The sequence below is a fragment of the Aquimarina atlantica genome (genome assembly GCF_000626715.1).
Classification (GTDB): Bacteria; Bacteroidota; Bacteroidia; order Flavobacteriales; family Flavobacteriaceae; genus Aquimarina; species Aquimarina atlantica.
Genome location: NZ_AQRA01000014.1, coordinates 18,930 through 42,346, shown reverse-complemented (window position 1 = coordinate 42,346; position 23,417 = coordinate 18,930). Strand labels below are relative to the sequence as shown.

Here is a 23,417-nt window from a genome sequence, read left to right as displayed (position 1 = left end):
TAACGAAAACGTTTTCGAAAATATTTCGCCCCTCCCGAGTATTAAATCATTATTTTTTCAACATAAAAAACACTTAACCCTAATTTTAATAGGGTTAAAAAACAATAAATGATAAAAACATACATAAATACCCTATTTTTTATATAGTATATTTCAAAATAGTATATTTTTGAATGTAATTCAATATTAATTTTAACTTTTATTCTTTATGAAGAAAATAGAAGCAATTATCAGGAGATCAAAATACCGGGTTGTAAAAGAGGCTTTACACAATAAAGGTGTTATGTTTTTCTCCTATTGGGATGTTACCGGAGTGGGGCATGAACAAAAAGGAAGTGTTTATAGAGGGATTTCTTATAGTACCACAGATATTCAGAGAAGATATTTATCGATTGTTGTAAATGATGATTTTGAAGAAGTTGCAATCTCTGCAATTCTAGAAGCTGCAAAAACAGGAGAGGTTGGTGACGGAAAAATCTTTGTTTCAGACATCAAAGAAGCGTATAGAATTCGCACTTCGGAAAAAGGTGCAGAAACATTAAACTAATATTTCCTATTACTCAAAAAAATTAACCAATCAAAAACTAAAAACAACTTTAATAGTAATTAAACTATGGAACTTTTAACCACAAATAATGTATGGATGATGGTGTGTACAGCACTTGTATTTTTCATGCACTTAGGATTTTCCTTTTTAGAAATAGGACTAACTCGTCAAAAAAACACAATTAACATATTATTTAAAAATGTATTTATCATCTGTATAGGTTTATTATTATACTATATCGGTGGTTTCAACCTTATGTATCCGGGATTCGAGGATGGAGATATCGGTTTTCTAAAATTTGCAGGGTTTGGCATCGCTGCCCCCGAGAATGGAATGACTCCGGAATACGCCAGCGGAGGCTATACCTGGTGGACAGATTTCCTATTTCAGGGAATGTTTGCCGCTACAGCCGCTACTATAGTTTCTGGTGCGGTAGCAGAACGTATTAAGTTAGGAGCATTTATGATATTTACTATACTTTATGTAGGTTTGGTATATCCTATAGTAGGTTCCTGGCAATGGGGAAGCGGATTTTTATCTACTTTTAAAATTGGTGAAGCTGAAGGGTTTTATGACTTTGCGGGTTCTACACTTGTACACTCTGTTGGTGGATGGGCTGCCATGGTAGCCATTATTCTATTAGGTGCAAGAATAGGCAAATATAGCTCTGAAGGAAAACCACAAGCTATCCCTGGACACAATATCCCTATAGCTGCTGCTGGTGTGCTTATTCTTTGGCTAGGATGGTTTGGTTTTAATGGTGGATCTGTACTCTCTGCAGATCCTGCCGGCACTTCATTAGTATTAGTAACTACCTGTCTTGCAGCGGCAGCAGGTGGTGTTGGGGCATTTGTACTTTCTACCATCTTATACAAAAACTATGATCTTACGATGTTCTTAAATGGTATTCTGGGAGGATTGGTAGGGATAACGGCCGGAGCTGATCTCATGTCCCCGAACGAAGCTGTAATTATTGGTTTATGTGCAGGTATTATTATCGTACTCGGTGTAGCATTGGTAGACAAATTAAAACTAGACGATCCTGTAGGTGCCATAGCTGTTCATTTAATCTGTGGCATCTGGGGAACTATAGCTGTAGGGATTTTTGGAACGAAAGCTGGGTTTGATCAATTCATGGTTCAAGGACTTGGCGTTCTTATTGTAGGAGCATTTTGCTTAATAACCGCTTTTGTCATCATATTTATACTTAAAAAAACTATAGGAATCCGAGTTTCAGAAAAAGAAGAAATTGACGGATTAGACAATCACGAACATGGTATGGATGCTTATCCTGACTTTAGAATTAACCAACATTAAAAAACAGTAAAGATCCAAACTGCTTTTTAATCAATGAGCTTTCTGATCGTATTTAGAAAGCTCATTTTTTAATCTTTCTTTAGAGAAAAGGATAAGATCTTTTGAAATAAATCACTTCGTTTGTATGGTTTAGCAACAATTCCATCCATACCAGATTGATGAACCTTTGTGATCACCCTTTCTAAATCAACGGCTGTTAATGCCATAATAATAACATCTTTATTAAACTCTCTTATTTTTTGGGTCGTTTCAAAACCATCCTGTTCTGGCATATGAATATCCATAAAAACCACATCGTAGTCATTTTTTTGTGTCAATAACACAGCATCAAAACCATTATCTACTGTTGTACATATCGCTCCCGCACTTTCTAAAATCTTTTTTGTAATCATTAGATTAATTGTATTATCATCTACAACCAGCATGTTATAACCGTCTAATACATTGGCATAATCTTCATCATTTACAATCGGTACTTTTGTATTCTTTAGGTTTCGTTCCATTTCAATCTCGAAAGAAAACGAAGTTCCTTTCCCCTCTTCAGATTCTACAACTATTGAGGATTTATACAAATCTTCTATAAACCGTTTTACGATATACAACCCTAACCCAGAGCCTCCTTTGTGTTTATCTATATGATGTATCCCCTTAAATCCGTCAAATACATCTGATATCAATTCTTTTTTAATTCCTATCCCGTCATCTCTCACAGTAAAACGGAGCCTGATCATATTTTCGAAACTTGCAATTTGCACAAGTTCTATCCAGATATTTCCATCTGTAGTAAATTTAATAGCATTAGAAATAAGGTTGATAAAAATCTGAGAAAGCTTTAAACGATCATCCAGAACATTGGTTTCTACACCTTCTGCTATATTGATATGCAATTTTGTATTACTCTTACGTAATTGATATGAAAACGAATTACAAATATTCGTTAGCATTTCATCTAAGGAAAAAGCATCTTTATTTAACCTCACATTTCCCAGGCGGAACTTAGAATATTCTAAAGCATTATTTACCAATCCTGATAAATGATTATTCGAAAATTTTAGTGTACTTAAAAATTCTTTCCTCTGTTTTTGGTTCTTTGTATTTTCTATGATTTCTACCAATCCTTGTATGGTATAAATGGGGGTTCTTAATTCATGACTCATTATAGAAAAAAACTGATTACGTTCTTCATCAACCGTTAATAGCTCGGCGTTTTTTTCTTTCAACTCTTGATTAATTCTATGCTTATGATTGTTAGATCTATATACATAGACACTAAAAATAATTGCCAACAACAACAAAAACCCTGTCAAAAAACTAACCTGAAAATAACTTTTTTGAATCTGAATATTTTTTTCATTGATAATAGAAAGTTGCTCGATATCCTTTTTATTCTTAGCAATTTCATAAATAAAAATATCAGCATTAGAAGCGCGTCTTTTTAGTTTTTTAATATAGGTCTCCTGATATTTATTTGATAACGCCTGGTAATAAGACACCGAGTCCATGTTTTTATCATACTCATAAAAATAGCGTGCTTTGTATTGTTGTATCAATCTTAAGTATTCATCCCGTTCTCTTTGTACAAAAAAGAGAGAATCTCTTTCTGTTTCATTTAGTAACCGATACGATTTCTCATAATCTATACCTTTTTCCATTAATGCCATTGCGAAATATATCTTTAGCTCGTTTCTCACAACATCATTAATGACATGTATACTTTCCTTTGACATCTTTGTATAATCATAATCATCAAGATCGGATAGTACCTTTCTGGAAATAGAAATCACTTGTTTAAAGTTACTTCTATTCATTTCACTTATAATATAATCCAGATGATGAAAGAATATAATACCGTTTTTACTCTTCTTATTATAATCGATATACTTCTGATATAAACTATCTAGCTCTTTATACCTATTTGTTTCTCTAAACAATCTTAGTACAACTACTTTGATTTTTGACTCATAAGAATTACCTGGTATCCTTTTTGAAATTTCCTTGGCTTTAAATATGTAATTTGCTGCTGCATTAGGTTTTCCCGAAGTCATAAAAATCAGTCCGTAGTTATAATTATAGGACAACAAAAACTCATCATCAGATTCTGATTTCTTATGATTAAAAATTGTATCTAAAAAAATTCTGGCCTCGACAATACTATCATTCCTTATCAAACGATAAATGGTATTATCAATTTCTAAAGTTGATTTCTCAACCATTTCTTTTTTTTGGGCAAGACTATCAATACTCCAAAAAATTAACAAAATAATTATATTTATTTTAAAAAATTTCACACACATACCCCATATTATCAAAAAAACCATTACAACAATATAAAACAATATCTGCTTATTTCTATATTATTTTACGGTTTTCCAGTACAAAAACAACATATTTTTATCATTAACTCTTAAAAAAATTATGTTATCCTGTTATTTTTTAGGGTTTTATCATTCCTGAAGAGTCAAAAAATTGCATAAAAAAAGCCTGAATAAATATTCAGGCAATCTATTGATGCAGCTTCTGCGTATAATATTATAATTACTTCATATTAGCAATTATTTAATGATTTGCATAGATAAAGGATATGAAGGTTCTTCTCCATTATTTGCTTTTACAGCATTAATGATAGGAAATACAAAGCATAAAAGTGCAATAAGAGCTAATCCTAATAATCCCAGTCCAAATAATAAGATTAAAGGAACACATACGATTGCATAAATAAACATACTTATCTGAAAATTCATAATTGATTTTCCATGCTCATCCATTGCCAAAACTCTTTCTCTCTGGGTTAACCACAATATTAAGGGTACTATAAATCCTCCAAACCCTGTGATAAGGTCTAATAATTGTGATAAATGGGTAATAACTAATAATGATCTGTCCTGTTTCATGATTTCTACGTTTTTTGGTTGATGATTGATTGAGTTGCTAAAAATATTAGCAATCTATATTTATATGACGATAAAAATAGCATTTTGTTACAGTAACGGTACTAACATCTTATTATTTGATCAAAAAAAACACCTCGACACAAAGCCAAGGTGTTTACTAATTACTAAATTTAATGTCTTCTATATAAAGTATTAATTCACGATTAGTTTCTTGGTAGCAGATTCCCCGGTACTACTATCAATTTTAATTAGATAAATCCCTTTACCCAATGATAGGTTTCGGGCAGAAATTGTATTGATACCTGGTTGCATATTTATTCTGGCTTTTTTACTTCCCAGAATCGTATAAATCGTTGCAGTTACATTTCCTTTTATATATTGATTTAGATGCAACGAAAAGACATCTTTTGCAGGGTTTGGCTTAATACTTAGCCCTGCAAGATCACCTTCATTCTCGTCTCCAAGAATTGGTGAAACTGATTCTAACTGAGCTATTAAACTTTCTGAAGTTGCTGATCGCCCACAAGAACCTTCATATATTTTCACATTACTAAAAACAGAGGTATTACCACTACCAGCATCATTATCATTTATAAAAACCAGTCTATCCATACTACCAGTATAGAAATTCCCTACCGGAATGACATACTTTTTTGTCCCGCTAGCATAATCATCAAAATTGGTTACTCCATAATTTTGAGTACCATGAACTTTAAAGTACCTGGTAGAGGTTAATGTATTATCATTTTCAAAACCAACTCCGTGAATTTCGCCTTCAGAAGTACTGCTAAAATCAAATTCTATTACTGTATTTGCAGTTACTGTATAATTCATAGCAATATATTTCCATGTATTATTTTGTAAAGAAAGTGCAGCTCCCCCGCTTTGGATAGAGAAATTACCTGCAGAATCCTGATTAGAGAATGCTGTGATTGTAAAATCATTAAAATCTAAAGCTGTACATACAGGGGGTGTTACCGTACCATTAGATATGTTTAGGGCATCGATAGTAATATCTCCTTGCCAACTGCTTCCTGTCACGACATTTAATCTTAACTGCACGCTTGCATTACCGGCATATGAAGAGAGATCTATATCGGCTGCGTTCCAATCTGTTCCTTGCGCTCCTGATTTGGTAAACACACTTGACCAGCTTCCTGTATTATTTGTTCTGGCTTCTACAGTTAATGTTCCCACTGCGTTACCTATCATATGATATTGAAAACTTAGTTTAGGCGTTGTAAGACTTGTAAAATTTAAGCAAGGAGAATTTAAGATCGCTCTTTTAGAAGGGAATCCTGTTCCGTTTCCAGATGCTTCTACATATATATATGAATTACCATCTACTGCGCCACTTGGCCCGGTACCATTAGAAGGAGTACCATTAGAATTTACAGTCCAATCCAAATCATCTCCGCTAGCTTGTTTCCAATCTCCTATATTACCTTCAAAACTTTCGTTGTAAGGGAAAGAAGCAATATCACCTGTACATTCATCGGTTGGTGGTGGGTTTCCATCCAGCCCCATAGCATCCCAAAAATCGGGTATGGTTGCTCTTTCTCCAAAGTTAGAACCTCCCGATCCCGAGCATCCACCATAGGCATGAACCCCAACCGCATTTCCTGTTGCGGCGTCTATTATCGGACTTCCAGAGTTTCCTCCTGTCGTATCTGTTCTATATCTTACAAACGTATTATCAACCGATGATAATGGCCCAGTATGTGTTTGCTGCGTTTGATTATCAATACCAGTATCTGTACCAAAGCCTGTTATGGTTATATTATTTCCGGGAGCGCTTCGTACTACATTAAATGATTTACCCTGCGCCTGTATAGGTGTTTGACCCGTTTGCGAATTGGCACTTGCAGTAAATACCGCCCAATCAGTCTCGGGTCTCCCTCTTACAAAGTTAGTTACAAAATTACCTATTGGATACTGATCTTCTGGTCCAGGATGTACAATGGTACGATCAGGATTAGACTTAGGTACATTAAATTCTATAAGTTGCGCCCTGTTCCCTACGCAATGCCCGGCAGTAACTAATCTACCATTAGTAATAATCCAACCCGTACATCCGATAGGTACTATTCGTCCGATCGCATCATCAGTAGAATCGACTCTATCATCAGTCGAACCACATTGGGATTTTGATCCCGGATCATTTTCACCAACTCCTACTTCATGAATAGTAAAACCTATAGCTGCTTCTCCTGGTGCTACCGTTAGTTTTAGCGTTATTTTATCACCATTAAAATACGCTGTACTATTCTTCCACTCCTTGATGGTCTTTGATGTTAATGTTTGGGTAGCTCCGTCTAACGCTGATGTAATGGTTAACGTACTCTTGTTTCCAAGATTTACATCTTTAAGAAATAAACGTAACCAAGTAGCTCCTTTTTCTGATATGGTTTCTGTAACAATTTGTGAACTATTTTTACTCTGATTGCCATCAGGTTTTATCTCCATATTATACTTCGTATAATGTCGTGGCAGTTCATCCTGAGCAAAATTAATATAGGGTATCAACATAAAAATGATGCATAGCAGCATACATATTCGATGTACAGGATACCTGTAAATGTGAATTGAGTTTGTGTTGTTTGAGTTCATAAGAATAAGATTAAAAAAATTTATTAGATTAGACATTAAATTTAGTTAGTACAAAAACTCTTGCAGCATCTTTAATTGCTACAAAATTGTATTCCACTAACTGGTCATCTAATTTTTAATTAATCAAAAACCAGCGGTTTTTTTCCTATTCTTTTTTTCCGAAGGAAATAAGTTGGTTAATACTGAAGTATTTCTTCTTCTTCCTGCTACAAGATAGAAAAGAAAATCAACTCCTCAAAAAAGTATGCAATCAAAATTTAAAATACATGTATTAATACCTATTTTTGCTCTTTTATAGATAAAATATATGATCGCACAAGATACCATAGTAGCATTAGCAACCCCATCAGGAGCCGGGGCTATAGCGGTCATTCGCGTATCTGGAAAAGAAGCTATTACGATCTGTTCTCCTTTATTTCGATCTGTGAGCGGAAAAGAATTAAGTGCTCAAAAAAGTCATACTATACACCTGGGACATATTGTTGACGAAAACAGAATACTGGATGAAGTTTTGATTTCTATTTTTAAAGGTTCTAATTCATACACCGGAGAACCCACTATAGAGATTTCCTGTCACGGTTCTGTATATATCCAACAAGAAATTATTCAGTTACTACTACGGAAAGGTTGTAGAATGGCTAATGCCGGAGAGTTTACACTACGTGCATTTATTAATGGAAAACTAGATCTTTCTCAAGCCGAAGCTGTAGCCGATCTTATTGCGTCTGATTCTGAAGCTTCTCATCAAATTGCAATGCAACAAATGCGAGGTGGTTTTTCTAATGAGATTCAAAAGCTGAGAGATGAACTCCTTAATTTTGCTTCTTTGATAGAGTTAGAGTTAGATTTTGCCGAAGAAGATGTAGAATTTGCAGATCGCACTCAGTTTAAAGATCTAATCGCCAGAATTACAAATGTATTAAAACGCCTTATTGATTCTTTTGCCGTAGGTAATGTTATCAAAAACGGAATTCCGGTAGCCATTGTCGGGGAACCTAATGTTGGAAAATCTACGTTGCTTAATGCATTACTAAACGAAGAAAGAGCCATCGTATCGGATATAGCAGGAACAACTCGCGATACTATAGAAGATGAAATTACTATTGGCGGTATTGGATTTCGATTTATTGATACAGCAGGTATACGGGAAACCAAAGATGTAGTCGAAAGTATCGGGATACAAAAAACATTCGAAAAAATCGAACAGGCACAGGTAGTTATCTATTTGGTTGATAGTTCTATATTGACTGCTGATAGTTTACAGGAGTTAAAAACTGAAATAGGAAAGATAAAAAATAAGTATCCTCAAAAACCTCTGATTATTGTTGCTAATAAAGTAGATAAACTAGATGATGATCAAACTTCGACACTAACATCTGAAATCGAAAATATCCACTTACTTTCTGCAAAGCAAAATATAGGTGTCGAAGCCTTACAAAACAAACTCCTTGAGTATGTAAACACTGGAGCTCTGCGCAATAATGAGACTATTGTAACCAACTCTCGTCACTATGATGCTTTATTAAAAGCTTTAGAAGAAATACAGAAAGTACAATATGGATTAGATACCGGGCTTTCTGGAGATCTAATGGCAATAGATATTCGCCAGGCGTTATATCATTTTGGTGAAATTACAGGAGAAATTACCAGTGATGATTTACTAGGAAATATCTTTGCTAATTTTTGTATTGGGAAGTAATTATATTTTCCTTTTAACATGCTTTTATCATTCTTTGTTAGACTTCGTTTACAAAAGTTTCAATTTTTCAATTTTAAAGGATACGAAGTCTTCATCATCATCTTCGACATATTCTGAATAAGTAATTTCAAAACTTTTACCTATACATGTATCAGATTTAAGATCGAATTTTTTGACCACAGAATGAGATACTTCTTCAAATACAATAGTCTCGCCGTTTTCCATTTCAAATTGATAGTACCCATCATAGTATTTTTTAAATACTCCGTGCTCTACATTTTGATTAATAATATTACCATTCATCTTTATTCATTTTAATAGTTAAGTTTACACGGTTTAAAAAGAGATTTCACTACTTTTTTATCTGACTTACTTAAAAAATCTAAGGTATCTTTCCAGTATACCCATTCAATTTTTCTAAACTTGTGTGGTTCTGCCAGTGCAAATGGCTTTGTATAATCACTACATACAAAATAATGTTTAGAAAGCTTTTGTTTATTTTTTAACTCTATGGTTATTGAACATTGATACTCCATATCTTGTTCACATAGTTGAATTTCGGCTTCTTCAAAAGCTTCTCGTATCAATGCGGTTTCAGGAGACTCTCCTTTTTCAAGAAATCCTCCTATAAGTCCATACTCAAGATCTTTAGTATGTTTTTGAAGCACTAAAAGCTCATCTCCCTGATAAACGATTAGTCGAGATTTTTCTTTATGTTTTTTGATTTTCATAGGCAGTTGCTATTAAATTAAACAACACATGTTTCTTTATTACTCTTTTTATGCCCTTTGGTGGTAATTTTCTAATATCGAAGCCATCTCTTTTTCTCCTTTTTCAATCTGTACTACTAATTGCCATAGCTCTTCTTCCAGCAATCCAATTAAAGGTTGTTTTACCTTGGATACATATTTAAAAGCTTTTATTAATTTTTTATCCCAGGATTTGTGATACTTTAATAAATCATTTGGATATACGATTTTTCTTTTGGTTCCTTCATCAATTCCTCTAAAAGGAGTATCAATATTGAGGTAGCCGTAATCATCTGTTAACTGTTCTCCAGGACGAATATCTCGCACAGCTAACTCAAAATTATATGCAGTAGTAAGGCAATTAGCATTAAAGCTATGGTTCACAAAACGTCCATTATCCCAACATAACACCAGATTACCCAGATTGTTTTTATAAGCATATGTTTCTAAAATGTTTTTATAAATGGGTTCTAATATTTCATATTGATCTGGAGTAAACTCACGATCAAATTTATCTAATACCCAGGTGATTGTTCCTTTAGGAATTAATTCTTTGGCTACAACACCATAGCCAACTTCATCACTTATAAACCTTATTTCGGTATAGGGATGTATCATCGTTTAAATTTTAGCTTCTTTTCTATAGCTTCAATCATAATATTAGCAATATCCAACCCTGTAGCATTTTCGATACCTTCAAGGCCTGGTGATGAATTCACTTCTAACAAAAGGGGTCCTTTATTAGATCGAATAAGATCTACACCAGCAACAGGTAAATTCAATATTTTGGCGGCTTTGATCGCCAGTTTTCGCTCTTCAGAAGTAATTTTAATCTTAGAAGCAGATCCACCTTGATGAATGTTTGCTCTAAATTCTCCTTTTGCAGCTTGTCTTTGCATTGATGCTACTACTTTTCCATTTACAACAAAACATCTGATATCTTGCCCATTAGCTTCTTTAATAAACTCTTGTACCAGAATGTTGGTCTGTACACTTTTGAAAGCATTGATTACACTCTCTGCAGCTTTATTGGTTTCTGCCAGTACCACACCTTTTCCTTGTGTACTTTCTAGTAATTTAATGATTAAAGGAGCTCCATTAACCATTTTAATTAGGTCCTTAGTATCTAAGGGAGATTTTGCAAATCCGGTAATAGGGATATGAATATCGTTTTTTGCAAAAAGCTGAGTAGCCAATAGCTTATCTCTGGATTGTTTAATGGCTTCAGATGAGTTCAGGCAATATGCACCCATAGAATCAAATTGTCTTATCAATGCACATGCATAGAACGTCATTGAAGGTTTTATTCTAGGAATAATCGCATCGAACTCGTCAATGATATTTCCTCCTCGATAGCGTATTTCTGGTTCTGCAGCATCCAGTTTCATATAAGCTTGTTCTACATTAAGAAATACCATCTCGTGACCTCTGGCAATACCAGCTTCTAGTATACGCTTGTTACTATATAAATTGGGGTTACTAGCTAGTAATGCAATTTTTAATCCTGATTTTTCTTTAAGAAACGGTTTATATTTTGTTTGAATCTCATCTTTTGTAAAATCCTGTTGAGCAAAACTTACCGATGGATTTACAATATATCTATTAATTAACGCCTCTCGTCCCAGAAGCATTCTATATTCCATTGCATCACGATTAGCTAATGTAAGTTCAATAGCAAAGGTTTTATCTCCAATAGTGACAGGTGTTTTGATTACAAATCGTTCTTCTGCAATTCCTGATGAACTCTTTACCACACGCTTATCGTGAAGTTTGGTTTCGCATCTTATGACGATACTTCTATTATCCTGAATAGGATTTACCTCAAAGCGTACCCATTCTTCGGTTCCTTTATGGATTAATTTGATGTTATTAGCCTGAATAGAAGAGGTCTTAGCTCCAGAATCTACCCTTGCTTTAATAGCAGGAATACCAAATTCATCAAAGACACACCATTCTTCGCTTCCAATTACTTCTAGTTCGTTATTTGTTATATTTTCAATCACTTAATTGGTTTTCTTTATTATGTTAATTTTTGAATAAAAAGATCCATCACTTCTACCAGAATTAGAATGATAATAATCCATTCTAGTTTACTACTTTCTTTATGAAACATGATGTCTTTAAAAAGTTCCAGGTTTTCTTTAATGATTTCTACCTGATCATGAACGCTACGATAGCGATCTTTTAAATCAAATATTCGTTTAAGATCTTGATTTAATTTATTTAAATTTTCATCATCCCAGGTAATATCAGGAGAGTCAAAGATGTAAAGGTTTTCCGAAATTTTATTCTTGATGTTTAGTACTCGTCCGATATACTTCTTTAGTTTTTTACCACTAATATCTAACCTCCCATTTTCTTCAAGATAGGAAGTATGGGATTTAGTATCTTCCAAAATCTGTTCTGAAATATTAGTATAATTGTCTAGTGCCACCGATTGTGAAGTATTAAGCATTACTAACCGTAAAGATTCTACATCAAACTCCCTTAACGTAATAGTTCCAAAAGATACTTTATTGGTAGTTTTCCCCAGAACAATATTAACATTCTCTGAAATATCTGTCATAACAATATTCTTAGCGTACATCAATATTTCATTACAAATTTGTTCTATTTCATCTCTATTTATGTTATAAAAACAAACTACTCCATATTTAAAAATATAAATATATTGTCCCTGAAATCGTTCATAAAACAATTCATCACTATCATGAAATAATAACTCCTCTTCGAAATTGTTTTTACAATTTTTGATAGAAATTGCATCAGCAATTTGTACGGCATATACCTCCTTTGTCATTTCCCTACACGGTAAATATCTCTCCGTGATCTTTAAAGCTTTTAAACTCTACCATATATCCATTAGGGTCCTTAATAAAAAAAGACAAGTGTTCCCCAACTTTTTTCTCCATAAATACTGCTTCTGTAGTAACCTCAAGATCCATTTTGAAGAGTTTAGCATACAATACACCCCATAATTCTACATCGATAATTACTCCAAAATGAAAGGATGGCAGAATCTTATCTCCCAATCTATAATTTTTAAAATCAAAGTTAAAACTACCTGATCTGGTAAAAGTAATTTGGTTCTGATATAGATTAATATCGATCCAAGTATCCGTGCTTCTACCTAATTCTGCGCCAAGAATATTTACATAAAAATCCTTTACTTTATCGAGATCTTCGCATGGAAGAGCAAGATGAAATTCTGCTTTTCTCATTTTTTTAAATTTTAATCTTCATCAATTTCTGGTTCACCTGGGAGATCCTGTTCTCTTTCAATCTTGCTATCGTTCGTTTCGTCAAAATCTTCCATAGCTGTAACGAGACGTTTGCTTACTTTTACAAGATATAATGTATCTTCAGTTTCTACTTCGACACATTCAACGATTTCATTTTTAGCATTTTTGAACTTGATAATATGTTCATCTTCGTATCCATCAGGATATTTAGTCACCAGGAGATCAAGAATATCGTTGTTAAGCTTTTTATAATCAACAATAATTTTTTTCAAATTTGAGTTTCGTCGTGTTTTCATTTTTTACATATCTAATAAGTAGCCAAATACTAATGGAGCTACAATGGTTGCATCGCTTTCTATAACAAACTTGGGAGTATCTATATCCAATTTACCCCAGGTAATCTTTTCATTAGGCACTGCGCCAGAATAAGATCCATAACTTGTAGTAGAGTCACTTATTTGGCAGAAATAATTCCAAAAAGGAGTATCTGTTCTCTCTAAATCCTGATACAGCATTGGAACAACGCAAATAGGAAAGTCACCGGCAATACCACCTCCAATTTGAAAGAACCCTATACCTTTTTCAGAATTTTCAGTATACCAGTCAGCTAAAAAAGTCATATACTCGATACCCGATTTCATTGTACTCGCCTTAAGCTCTCCTTTCATTACGTAGCTTGCAAAAATGTTTCCCATTGTACTATCTTCCCAGCCAGGGACTACCATTGGCAAATTTGCTTGAGCAGCTGCATACATCCACGAATCTTTAATATCAATCTCATAGTATTCTTCAAGAACTCCTGATAGCAATAGTTTATACATAAACTCATGTGGGAAATAACGTTCTTCGGCTTCTTCGGCATCTTTCCAGATTTTGAAAATGTGTTTTTGTAACCTTCTAAAAGCTTCTTCCTCTGGAATACATGTATCGGTTACCCGATTTAATCCTTTTTCTAATAATTCCCACTCTTGTTGGGGGGTTAAATCTCTATAATTAGGTACTCTTTTATAATGACTGTGCGCTACCAGATTCATAATATCTTCTTCGAGATTGGCACCAGTACAGGAAATAATATGTATTTTATCTTGACGAATCATTTCGGCAAAGATTTTTCCGAGTTCTGCTGTACTCATTGCACCTGCAAGGGAAACCAACATTTTCCCACCATTTGCTAATTGAGATTCATATGCTTTTGCCGCATCAACAAGTGTAGCTGCATTGAAATGAAGAAAATACTTTTCTATAAATTTTGAAATTTCACCTTTACCTTTCATCGTATTCTTCGTAATTAGATTTGAATTTTTTTAAAGTTTCGTTTTCTATAATGTTATATTCATCTTCCAACTCCTCTGTATTGTCCTGAAACTTATAACTTAACATCTTGTAGTATAATTTAGCCGCAAGAAAATCAGAAGATTTATCATTTTTATTAGGGCATAATTCAACAATATCAAAACCAACCACATTTTTCTCATTAAATACCAGCTTTAAAAAGTCTAAAGTTTCATACCAAAACAGACCACCTGGTTCTGGTGTTCCTGTACTTGGTAAAATTGAAGGATCTAAAGCATCTAAGTCAAACGTAATAAATACATTATCTGTCATTTGCTCAATAACCGAATCCATCCAGTTATCATCTATTGCCATTTCATGAGCAAAATAAACCTTGTCATAATCCATTACAGGTTTTTCCTGTATATCCATAGAACGAATCCCGACTTGAATTAAATTGGTATTTTGACTCGCTTCATACATTGCACAAGCATGATTGCAGCTACTACCTTCATACGATTTTCTTAAATCGGCGTGAGCATCTATATGCAATACCGTTAGGTTATCAAAAACTTCATTAAAAGCTCTAATGGTACCAATTGACACCGAATGCTCGCCCCCAAAAACAGTTACAAACTTTTTCTTTTTTATAAATCTTTTAGTTTCTTGATGAACAGCATCTACCATTGCCTCGGGAGTTGCGTCTACAGTCACTGGTTCGGCAAGATAAATCCCATTTTTATATACCTCTGAGTCTGTTTCTATATCATACAATTCCATATTTTCTGAAGCTTCTAAAAAAGCCTCAGGTCCCTTATCAGCTCCTTTTTGCCAAGTACTTGTTCTGTCATAAGGAACTGGTATTAAAACGATCTTAGCGGTTTCCAATTTTCCATATTCTTCAGGTATCCCTGCATAGGTTTTATTTTTCATTTCGAAAAAATTAAATGTTGTTTTATAAAATGGTTATTAACTCTTGTTCATTACTCTCAAAAGATTTCATAATCTCTGGGTATTGTTTTCGGTATCCCAGAATCGATAGCAATTGTTCTGAGGTTTGTTGTTCTGAAAAAACAGAAGTAATCAAATTACCTTCTTTATCTCTATCAATAATAATATGCTTAGGTTGTGGTATAAGGCAATGTTGTAATCCACCAAATCCTCCGATGGTTTCCTGATAGGCGCCTGTATTAAAAAATCCGATATATAATGGTTTTTCTTTTTTATACTTGGGTAGATAAATGGCATTCATATGTTGCTCAGAATTATAATAATCATCGCTATCGCAAGTAAGACCGCCAAGTAATACACGCTCATATTCATCATCCCATCTATTCACCGCCAGCATTATAAATCGTTTGTTGATGGCCCAGGTATCAGGAAGAGTAGTAATAAAAGAAGAGTTGATCATATTCCATTTTTCACGGTCATTTTGTTGTTTTTGATACAATACTTCATAAATAGCTCCTCCACTTTCACCTACGGTAAAGCTTCCAAATTCTGTGAATATATTAGGGACATCTACCTGAGCTTCTTCACAGGCAATTTGGATTTGGTTTACAATCTCATTAATCATATACTCATAGTCATAATTGAATGCTAATGAGTTTTTAATTGGGAAACCACCACCGATATTTAAGCTATCCAGAGATGGACATATTTTCTTTAGGTTGATATAAACCTTTAAACATTTTAAGAGTTCATTCCAATAATAGGCAGTATCACGAATACCTGTATTGATAAAGAAATGCAGCATCTTTAACTCTACCTTGGAATTTTCTTTAATTTGATTATTATAAAAAGGAACAATATTACGATATCCGATTCCTAAACGAGAGGTATAAAACTCAAACTTTGGTTCTTCTTCTGAAGCTATACGAATACCTACTTGAAATTTACCATCAATTGTGTCGCTTAATAACGATAATTCTTCATAGTTATCAATAATAGGAATACACTTTTGATGCCCATAGTTAATTAATCGGGCAATATTTTGGATGTATTGATCTCTTTTAAAACCATTACAGATCACATAAGTATCGTCATTAATTTTACCCTGAGCTTTTAGATTTTCAACGATATCCATATCAAAGGCAGAAGACGTTTCGATATGTATATCATTTTTTAATGCTTCATTTAATACATGCTGAAAATGAGAGCTTTTGGTACAATAACAATAGTTATAAGTACCTGCATAGTTATTTGCTTTAATGGCGTTGTCGAACCACGTTTTGGCTTTATTAATATTTTCAGATATTTTAGGGAGGTAGGTAAATTTTAAAGGTGCTCCATACTGAGCTATCAATGCCATTAAGTTGATGCCATGAAATTGTAACTGGTTATTTTCCAAACTAAATTCTTCTTGGGGAAAATAAAAGGTTTGGTCGATAAGATCGATATATTTAGTTTTCATCTATTCGGTTTTGTTTTACAGATGAAATTCACCAATAAAAACACAGACGTATACAGCCTGAAAGTCCTATGGATCATTTCATAATACGAGATTTAAAAAATTATAAATTGATAAGACAAATGGCTAAGCCATTCGGATCAATCTATTCTCATATCCGAATAATTGATATAGTGTGAGGAACGAATTTTATCCGTTCAAAGAATTGAAGAGCAATCGTATACTTTTTAGAAGTCAGCCTGAGAATTCGGTTCCCTATCCCTAGGGCAGCTTTTGGAGTAGACTTCTTTATTCTCCTAAGCCCGAATCTGAAAAAAGATTCCATTTTGTTTAGGCAATGTGTTTGATTGTACAAACTCATTATTGATAATATCAAATGTAATAAAAAAGTAACACCAAAACTTTTTTGTACAACTATTTTTTCAAAATTTCATATTATATAGAACATTAACCTGACATTATTTAAGCAACAATAAACCTGACAATCAATTACTTAAAAAACTTTACTTATTACAAATAGTTAACAAAAAGTAAAAAATAGTGGTGAAATTCAATTTTTGTAGCTTGATAATTTTATCTTTAAGGGTAGCTTTTGAAAAATATGATAATCAAATTATTAATAGCAATCATAAGTGGTATTGGACTTGGAATAAGTTTATTTTTTGGAATTTATTTACTTAGACTTAAAAAAGTACAGAACACAATATTAGGAATATTACTTATAGCGCTAACGTTAAGGATCACCAAATCCGTTTTTTATAACTATATAGAACTTCCTGTTTTTATTAAGAACCTGGGGTTGGCAGCCAATTTAGCAGTAGGTCCCTTATTATATATCTATGGGCGTTCACTCTTCATAAAAACAAAGCCTCAATTAAGATCAGTACTATTTCATTTTATCCCATGTTCTATTTATGCAATTTTTTGTAACGTTATCCCTAATGACATTAATAGTGCTTTTTGGAAATTAAGTTATAGTTTCATTTTAGTACATTCTTTTTCATATGTGATAGCAAGTTTGTTTATCTCTCAGAAACAACAAATTACAGTTAACAAAAAAGTAAAAGAATGGTACATTCTATTGGTGTCTGCGCTTTGTCTGGTATGGATAGTTTATGCTTTAATATTCATGAATCTAATTCCTGTCTACTCTGCAGGTGTAGTTGCTTTCTCTATTCTAATGTTTATCATCCTTTTTTTAGCTTTCGATAGAAAAGGAATATTTGATAATACCTATAAAGAAAAATATCTTAATTCTAATATTACCATAGAAGATGGTGAGATTCACTTAAACCGGATCAGAAAGTTAATAGAGGAAAATGATCTTTATTTAGATCCTAATTTAAAATTAGCATCCTTATCTCCCCGACTTAATTTATCTCCCAAAGATATTTCTATGATCATAAATAAACACGCCGACAAGAATTTTTCAAGTTTCATCAATGAATATAGAATAAAAAAGGCAAAGGAGTTCCTAAGTACCAGCCATCCGGATACAAAAATCTTAGCTATTGCCTTAGATTCAGGTTTCAACAGTCTTTCTTCTTTTAATGTAGCATTCAAGTCATTTACAAAATCTACCCCATCTGAATATCGATTAAAAAATATTACCCGAATAGTTTCTTAATATTTACTATTAAATCTCTATTGGATTCATGAATTCGATAGACAGTACGCCTAATTTTTAGTTGATTTAGAAAAAACTTTAAAAATTATGGATACAATAAATAGAAGACAATGGTTAAAAAATTCTTTGGCAACATCTGCAGGTTTAAGTCTATTTCCTTTGAATGCTTTTGCTGAAAATAATGAAGATCATTATAGAAAAGATCACAATACTAACAAAAGTGATGTAAGAAGATTACTTTACAATGAAAACCATCTTGGTCCGAGTAAAAATGTAGAACATATAATTAAGGAAGTTATATTTCGTAGCAATCGATACTCTACTTTTTATGAATATGATGCAAAAGCCTTAAAACAATTGATAGCAAAGCAAGAGGGTCTGAAGCCCGAGAATGTGCTACTGGGCCATGGATCTTTTGAGCCGTTGATATGGACTGCGACTCATTTTGGAAGTAAAGGGGAACACATAATTGTGCCCAGCCCAACATTTGATGTAATTGGACTTTTTGCCAGAAAGATTGGGGCAAAAGTTACACCAGTTGAAGTAGATTCGGATTTCAAAATGAATTTAACAGAAATGGAGTCCAGAATTAGTGCTGAAACCAGCCTTTTAACACTCTGTAATCCTAATAACCCTACGGGGACTATCATAGAGACCGAAAAATTAAAATCGTTTTGCAGACTTGTATCAGATAAGACTACTGTACTTGTTGATGAAGCATATATTCATTTTATGAATTCCTGGCGAAATAAGTCAATGGCACCTCTGATTGCAGAAGGAAAAAATGTTCTTGTTACTCGTACTTTCTCTAAGATATACGGTTTAGCAGGTTTGCGAATTGGTTTTATGTTAGGGCCAGAATCGCTTATAGCAGAAATGGAGAAAAAATTCACTTTAGGGTTTCCGGGTAACATGCCTAATTCACTTAGTGTTGCATCTGCAATTACTTCACTAAAAGATGATGCCTTCTTAGAAACATCAAAGAATAACAATATCAAAATACGAAATGCATTTTGCAATGAGCTTGAAAAACTTGGCTTCAATTACATTAGTAGTGAAGCCAACTTCGTATATTTTGATGTTAAAAATTTTAAAGCTTACAAAGAGCTTATGTTAAAAAATAAAATTTTACTTGCCGGGGGTTGGCCAACAAAATCGAATTGGGCACGAGTAACTATGGGATCTGAGGATGACATAAGTTTTTTATTTGATAAAATGAAAGGCAAGAAATGGTTATAACCATTTCTTGCCTTTCTGTTTTTTTGGATCATACTCTAAATGTGTTTTTAAATCATGTTCTTTCTAGTTGTAAACACGCCTTATTTGTTAAAAAATTAACATGTTATGATACCCTAAAGGGTACTTCGCAAGTACCCCCTCCCTACTTGAGAACTACTCTCCCCCCCAGTACAAAGACTAGTGTGCCCTGTGTTAAACACAGGGCACACTTCTGTTCGACACAGGTGCTACCTCTGTTTGAAGTACCCCCTCCCTACATTTGAAGTACCCCCTAGCCAGGTATTTACCATAACACCCCTACTACACTAAGTACCCCTACTTGACATGAACTATTAGACAGGGTACTTATATAAGTCTCCCCTCCCACTATAACAAGTGGGTTTGGAGGGCTTATAAAGTTAAATAAGTGTTGTGCAGGTTCTCTTTGTTAAGAATATCTTAATAGATAGCATAGATCTGATTAAAGGAAATCACGATGATTTGTACTACTATTTTACCTACTAATGACCTAAACATGCCCCATTTTTTTAATGGATTATCTATTTGCTAATCGTAAAATAGAATGTAGTACCCTTGCCTATTTCGCTTTCTAACCAAACCTCTCCTTTTAGCTTGATGTAGAGGCCACTAAAAAGCAAAAAAAATCGATACCTTATTTATTTTAAAGTATCGATTCTCTTTTAGATAAGTATGATAACTCTATCTATTTTATTGAAGTGCGTCGTATATATTAATTGGTAAAAAATGACGTCTCTGCTCATTATTTTCACCATTAGATGCAGCATATAAATCTCTAAAATATTTCACTGCGCCAACAGAATAGTTTATTTTTTCTATCCATTTATAGAAGTCTTCTTCTTTTTTATCAGTGTTAACATACTCAAATACTGTCCCTTTTAATTTCTCTAAACCATTATCAGTAAAGACAGGGCGGGAAGGTAATTTTTTAAATTCTCCTTCTTTAACTCCGAGTAAGTTTTCAATCCATTGCAAATCTGTTTGGTATTGCTTAATCAATTTATTCTCTAAAGAGTGATATAATTCATCCTCGAATACAATCCTAAGGGTACTTCTTTTACCAATCAGATCACCAGTCTTAAAAGTAAGACTGTTATTAATTCCTAAATGAAATTGTCCATCATTATTACTTTCTTCCAAAACTATCGTAAAAGGTATACCATTAAGGCTTCTTACTTCAAACTCCTGATCACTAATAGGTTGTATAGAAATGAGTTCATTTTGTGCATTCGCTTGCATAAAAAAGCAAGACATCACTAGCATAAGTACTATTTTCTTTAGGTTCTGTATGTTTATTTTGTAGATCATGGCAAATTATTTTAGGTGTTCAAATTTATAATTTCATAAGCTGTTTTCAAAACTCTAACAATATTGATTTGCTATTATTTTAAAAGTTGACTTAATAGGACTACTGTTTTTAACATAACATATATCATGCCACAGAATAATTTGAGATTCTTGATAGTAGTAAGAAATCTCATCATCATTACTTTTATTAAAACAACAAAAGCTACTTGTTACAGTAGCTTTTATCTTATTATCTTCTTTTATTTCCTCTCGGATTTTAGGCACAAACTAGCAGTAGTGATCACTCTTCGCTGAGCTGAAAGCAACTTTTTAACGAGCCTCACTTCCTCCTCCATTATATGTTCCTGTTAGCGTGGTATTATCTGAAAACTTGAACATAAAATGCACATTGAATATATAATAATTGGCATTCGGATCATAAAAATCATTATGCTTCTTCTTATAAAGTATCTTTGCTTCTGTGATGTTTTTGGTACCTGAACTCGGCATACTACTATCTGCATCAAAATCGTGATCAATTGCAATACCAACATAATCATTATCAATATCTTTCTTAGTAAAAGTATGCACTACTCCTTCTGATATATTATTTAGCTTATCAATAATAGAAAAACGCAATACATTACCCTTACCTCTAAGACCTTGACTTCCTGAGCCATATTCAACACCTGAAGACAGTATTTCTATTCTTCCAAAAGTTCTCTCTTTATACGTTTTTAAACTATAAGACTCATTTTGATATCTAAAAACCTTAGATCCTGATTCCTCTTCGTCTGTTAAAGTAATCGTTACTGAAACCTTTTTTGTAAGACCCCCTGCGGACACTTCAACTTCTCCTGTTAGTACTGGAAAAAACTCATAATCAAAATAAGATATATCTCCTACTTTTAAATCTCCACTTTCTGTATCGATACTCAATGCTCCTTCTGGTTCTTGAGATATTAATTTATACACTATATCTTTTTGGTTAGAGATCGTTTCTATCTTACCTATCGAAGGGCTATAATTGGCCTCCCCACGCGTCAATGTAAAATCTTTAACACTTAGCGTTGGTACGTCCTGATTTTCAAGCTCATTACTGCTATCATCCTTACTACAGGATTGAAATACTAAAACCTGAATCAATACTGCTCCTATGTACTTTAATACTCTACTCATCTTTTATTCTTATTTGTTGTTTAAAATTTTACAATATTTATCTTATATAATCCTAAAAAAGACCATGTTTTATTATTATTCTGATTTTTATGAAACTACATTAACATGAACTTGCTAATAATTAGCCTGAATCTTTTGTTTCTTATGTTTTCAATATTTCCTTCTTTTTATTTTCACATGGTATAAGGAAGCTCTTATATTATATTACCTATTTTATTACTCTTACTCATAAACCAATCTGATATGGCACCCGTCACAGACGAGCGCTAACAGTGGATATCCTTCGAATTATAATAGCACGATTATAAATTCGTGTTATTACAATTGCTGATGCAATAATAGTAGCTCTCAGTTTCATTTTTCGGAACTGGGAAATATTTTTTTACAATAATTATGTATTTTGAGGGTATGCACTTATCTATGATATGGATAGCATTTTCTTAGTATACCAGAATCTACTTGCCAAAGATGTATCGGGAGCATTATCACTCCTTTGCTTAAAACAACAAAAGCTACTATAAAAAGTAGCTTTTATCTTACATTATCTATGTCTCTGATTTTATTAACCGCACGGATTATAAATCCGCGCTATCGGGTTAAGTATAAATATGTAAACTTTTTTTAAGACGAGACAGCTGATACGGCACGATTTAAGGCACAAACTAGCACTAGCTTTTACGGCATACTAGGATGAGCTAAGGCAATTATCTGGATTTACATCTTCTAAATGTCTATCTATTCTTAAGATAATAAAATCTTTTTTTTCTATCTGATACCTTAATCCAACATCTTTTGCTAATTTCAAATAGCATTCCAACGAAAGCTCATCATAAAGATACAGTGTTAATTCATCATCAGAAGTGCGAGGGAGTTCTTTATTAAAATTTGGACTGTTAAATCTAATTTTAGATTCATCCAAATTGTTAAAAACAGCAATAGGTTTAACATCTGATATATCTATATATCTTCTTTCCTTAATCACATCAACAACAAATTCATAGGTTTTATCTGAAAAATCAAAGCTTTCTAAAAAAATAAACTCATTATCTAATTCTTGCTTGAGTATTTCAAAATGATCAGACATAAATTCCTGATATGTTAAAAGTTTATATTTTGGTGTACTAATATCATCAATCAATATAGGCCCTCGATTAAGAACATGCCAAAACAAATCATGACCTAATGGATAAAATAATTTATGATAACAGAAGAATACGTATATAGAGTCATCTAAAGTATAAATTTTATAATATTTAAAGTTTTCATCTGGAAACTCTTTTTTTATAAGTTTACTATAAAAATCATTATTAATTCTTTCCATTTTTTAATA

General features: G+C 32.9%; 21 protein-coding genes. 5 read left to right on the top strand and 16 right to left on the bottom strand.

Annotation, left to right across the window (positions count from 1 at the left end):
* The first annotated feature begins 208 nt into the window (after positions 1-208).
* Positions 209-547, top strand: coding sequence for a P-II family nitrogen regulator (locus tag ATO12_RS22985; protein ID WP_034247151.1), 339 nt, complete (start codon positions 209-211; stop codon positions 545-547).
* A gap of 66 nt (positions 548-613) precedes the next feature.
* Positions 614-1,864 (top strand): ammonium transporter, encoded by a 1,251-nt coding sequence (locus tag ATO12_RS22980; RefSeq protein WP_034247150.1) that lies wholly within the window; start codon positions 614-616, stop codon positions 1,862-1,864.
* Positions 1,865-1,932: 68 nt separating this feature from the next.
* Here ATO12_RS22980 and ATO12_RS22975 read toward each other — a convergent pair whose 3' ends face one another.
* The 3 genes from ATO12_RS22975 to ATO12_RS22965 form a co-directional block, all read right to left on the bottom strand.
* A complete protein-coding gene (locus ATO12_RS22975; RefSeq protein WP_165583443.1) occupies positions 1,933-4,077 on the bottom strand; it encodes a hybrid sensor histidine kinase/response regulator in 2,145 nt (714 codons plus the stop codon).
* A gap of 339 nt (positions 4,078-4,416) precedes the next feature.
* Positions 4,417-4,755 carry a DUF4870 domain-containing protein gene (locus tag ATO12_RS22970; RefSeq protein WP_034247147.1) on the bottom strand — a complete coding sequence of 113 codons (339 nt, stop codon included), beginning with the start codon at positions 4,753-4,755 and terminating at the stop codon, positions 4,417-4,419.
* Positions 4,756-4,947: 192 nt separating this feature from the next.
* Entirely contained in the window at positions 4,948-7,221 is a 2,274-nt protein-coding gene (locus tag ATO12_RS22965) for a trypsin-like peptidase domain-containing protein (protein ID WP_165583442.1), read from the bottom strand.
* 451 nt (positions 7,222-7,672) lie between these two features.
* On the opposite strand from ATO12_RS22965, the gene mnmE reads away from it, so the two are divergent.
* Positions 7,673-9,064: a tRNA uridine-5-carboxymethylaminomethyl(34) synthesis GTPase MnmE gene (gene mnmE, locus ATO12_RS22960; protein WP_034247143.1), complete on the top strand. Its 1,392-nt coding sequence runs from the start codon at positions 7,673-7,675 to the stop codon at positions 9,062-9,064.
* Positions 9,065-9,112: 48 nt separating this feature from the next.
* Here the strand turns inward: mnmE and ATO12_RS22955 are convergent, their stop codons facing one another.
* From ATO12_RS22955 to ATO12_RS22910, 10 genes are read right to left on the bottom strand one after another with little or no spacing between them, the layout of a single operon-like run.
* A complete protein-coding gene (locus ATO12_RS22955) occupies positions 9,113-9,367 on the bottom strand; it encodes a hypothetical protein (protein WP_051576046.1) in 255 nt (84 codons plus the stop codon).
* Positions 9,368-9,378: 11 nt separating this feature from the next.
* Positions 9,379-9,795, bottom strand: coding sequence for an NUDIX hydrolase (locus ATO12_RS22950; protein ID WP_034247141.1), 417 nt, complete (start codon positions 9,793-9,795; stop codon positions 9,379-9,381).
* A 48-nt stretch (positions 9,796-9,843) separates the two neighbouring features.
* Positions 9,844-10,431, bottom strand: a complete 588-nt coding sequence (locus ATO12_RS22945) for an SET domain-containing protein (protein WP_034247139.1) — start codon at positions 10,429-10,431, stop codon at positions 9,844-9,846.
* Positions 10,428-11,816 carry a 30S ribosomal protein S6--L-glutamate ligase gene (gene rimK, locus ATO12_RS22940; RefSeq protein WP_240486176.1) on the bottom strand — a complete coding sequence of 463 codons (1,389 nt, stop codon included), beginning with the start codon at positions 11,814-11,816 and terminating at the stop codon, positions 10,428-10,430. Before rimK ends, ATO12_RS22945 begins: the two co-directional genes overlap by 4 nt.
* Before the next feature lie 17 nt (positions 11,817-11,833).
* Positions 11,834-12,613, bottom strand: coding sequence for an RMD1 family protein (locus ATO12_RS22935; protein WP_034247138.1), 780 nt, complete (start codon positions 12,611-12,613; stop codon positions 11,834-11,836).
* Positions 12,614-12,617: 4 nt separating this feature from the next.
* Positions 12,618-13,034, bottom strand: a complete 417-nt coding sequence (locus tag ATO12_RS22930) for a VOC family protein (RefSeq protein ID WP_034247135.1) — start codon at positions 13,032-13,034, stop codon at positions 12,618-12,620.
* 11 nt (positions 13,035-13,045) lie between these two features.
* Positions 13,046-13,351, bottom strand: a complete 306-nt coding sequence (locus ATO12_RS22925) for a hypothetical protein (RefSeq protein ID WP_240486175.1) — start codon at positions 13,349-13,351, stop codon at positions 13,046-13,048.
* 3 nt (positions 13,352-13,354) lie between these two features.
* The gene (locus tag ATO12_RS22920; RefSeq protein WP_034247134.1) at positions 13,355-14,329 is read right to left on the bottom strand and encodes a deoxyhypusine synthase family protein; all 975 of its coding nucleotides are present in this window, start codon (positions 14,327-14,329) and stop codon (positions 13,355-13,357) included.
* Positions 14,319-15,260 (bottom strand): agmatinase, encoded by a 942-nt coding sequence (gene speB, locus ATO12_RS22915; protein WP_034247132.1) that lies wholly within the window; start codon positions 15,258-15,260, stop codon positions 14,319-14,321. Before speB ends, ATO12_RS22920 begins: the two co-directional genes overlap by 11 nt.
* A 22-nt stretch (positions 15,261-15,282) precedes the next feature.
* Positions 15,283-16,740 carry an arginine decarboxylase gene (locus tag ATO12_RS22910; protein WP_034247130.1) on the bottom strand — a complete coding sequence of 486 codons (1,458 nt, stop codon included), beginning with the start codon at positions 16,738-16,740 and terminating at the stop codon, positions 15,283-15,285.
* 598 nt (positions 16,741-17,338) lie between these two features.
* Here ATO12_RS22910 and ATO12_RS22905 point away from each other — a divergent pair.
* The gene (locus ATO12_RS22905) at positions 17,339-18,364 is read left to right on the top strand and encodes a helix-turn-helix domain-containing protein (protein WP_034247128.1); all 1,026 of its coding nucleotides are present in this window, start codon (positions 17,339-17,341) and stop codon (positions 18,362-18,364) included.
* A gap of 87 nt (positions 18,365-18,451) precedes the next feature.
* Complete coding sequence (locus ATO12_RS22900; protein ID WP_034247127.1) at positions 18,452-19,603, top strand: pyridoxal phosphate-dependent aminotransferase; 1,152 nt, start codon at positions 18,452-18,454, stop codon at positions 19,601-19,603.
* Positions 19,604-20,311: 708 nt separating this feature from the next.
* On the opposite strand, the gene ATO12_RS22895 is transcribed toward ATO12_RS22900, so the two are convergent.
* The 3 genes from ATO12_RS22895 to ATO12_RS22885 form a co-directional block, all read right to left on the bottom strand.
* Complete coding sequence (locus ATO12_RS22895; protein WP_131248886.1) at positions 20,312-20,929, bottom strand: hypothetical protein; 618 nt, start codon at positions 20,927-20,929, stop codon at positions 20,312-20,314.
* Between the two features lie 309 nt (positions 20,930-21,238).
* Positions 21,239-22,087 (bottom strand): cadherin repeat domain-containing protein, encoded by an 849-nt coding sequence (locus ATO12_RS22890; protein ID WP_034247124.1) that lies wholly within the window; start codon positions 22,085-22,087, stop codon positions 21,239-21,241.
* Positions 22,088-22,772: 685 nt separating this feature from the next.
* Positions 22,773-23,408 carry a hypothetical protein gene (locus ATO12_RS22885; protein ID WP_034247123.1) on the bottom strand — a complete coding sequence of 212 codons (636 nt, stop codon included), beginning with the start codon at positions 23,406-23,408 and terminating at the stop codon, positions 22,773-22,775.
* Between the last annotated feature and the right edge of the window lie 9 nt (positions 23,409-23,417).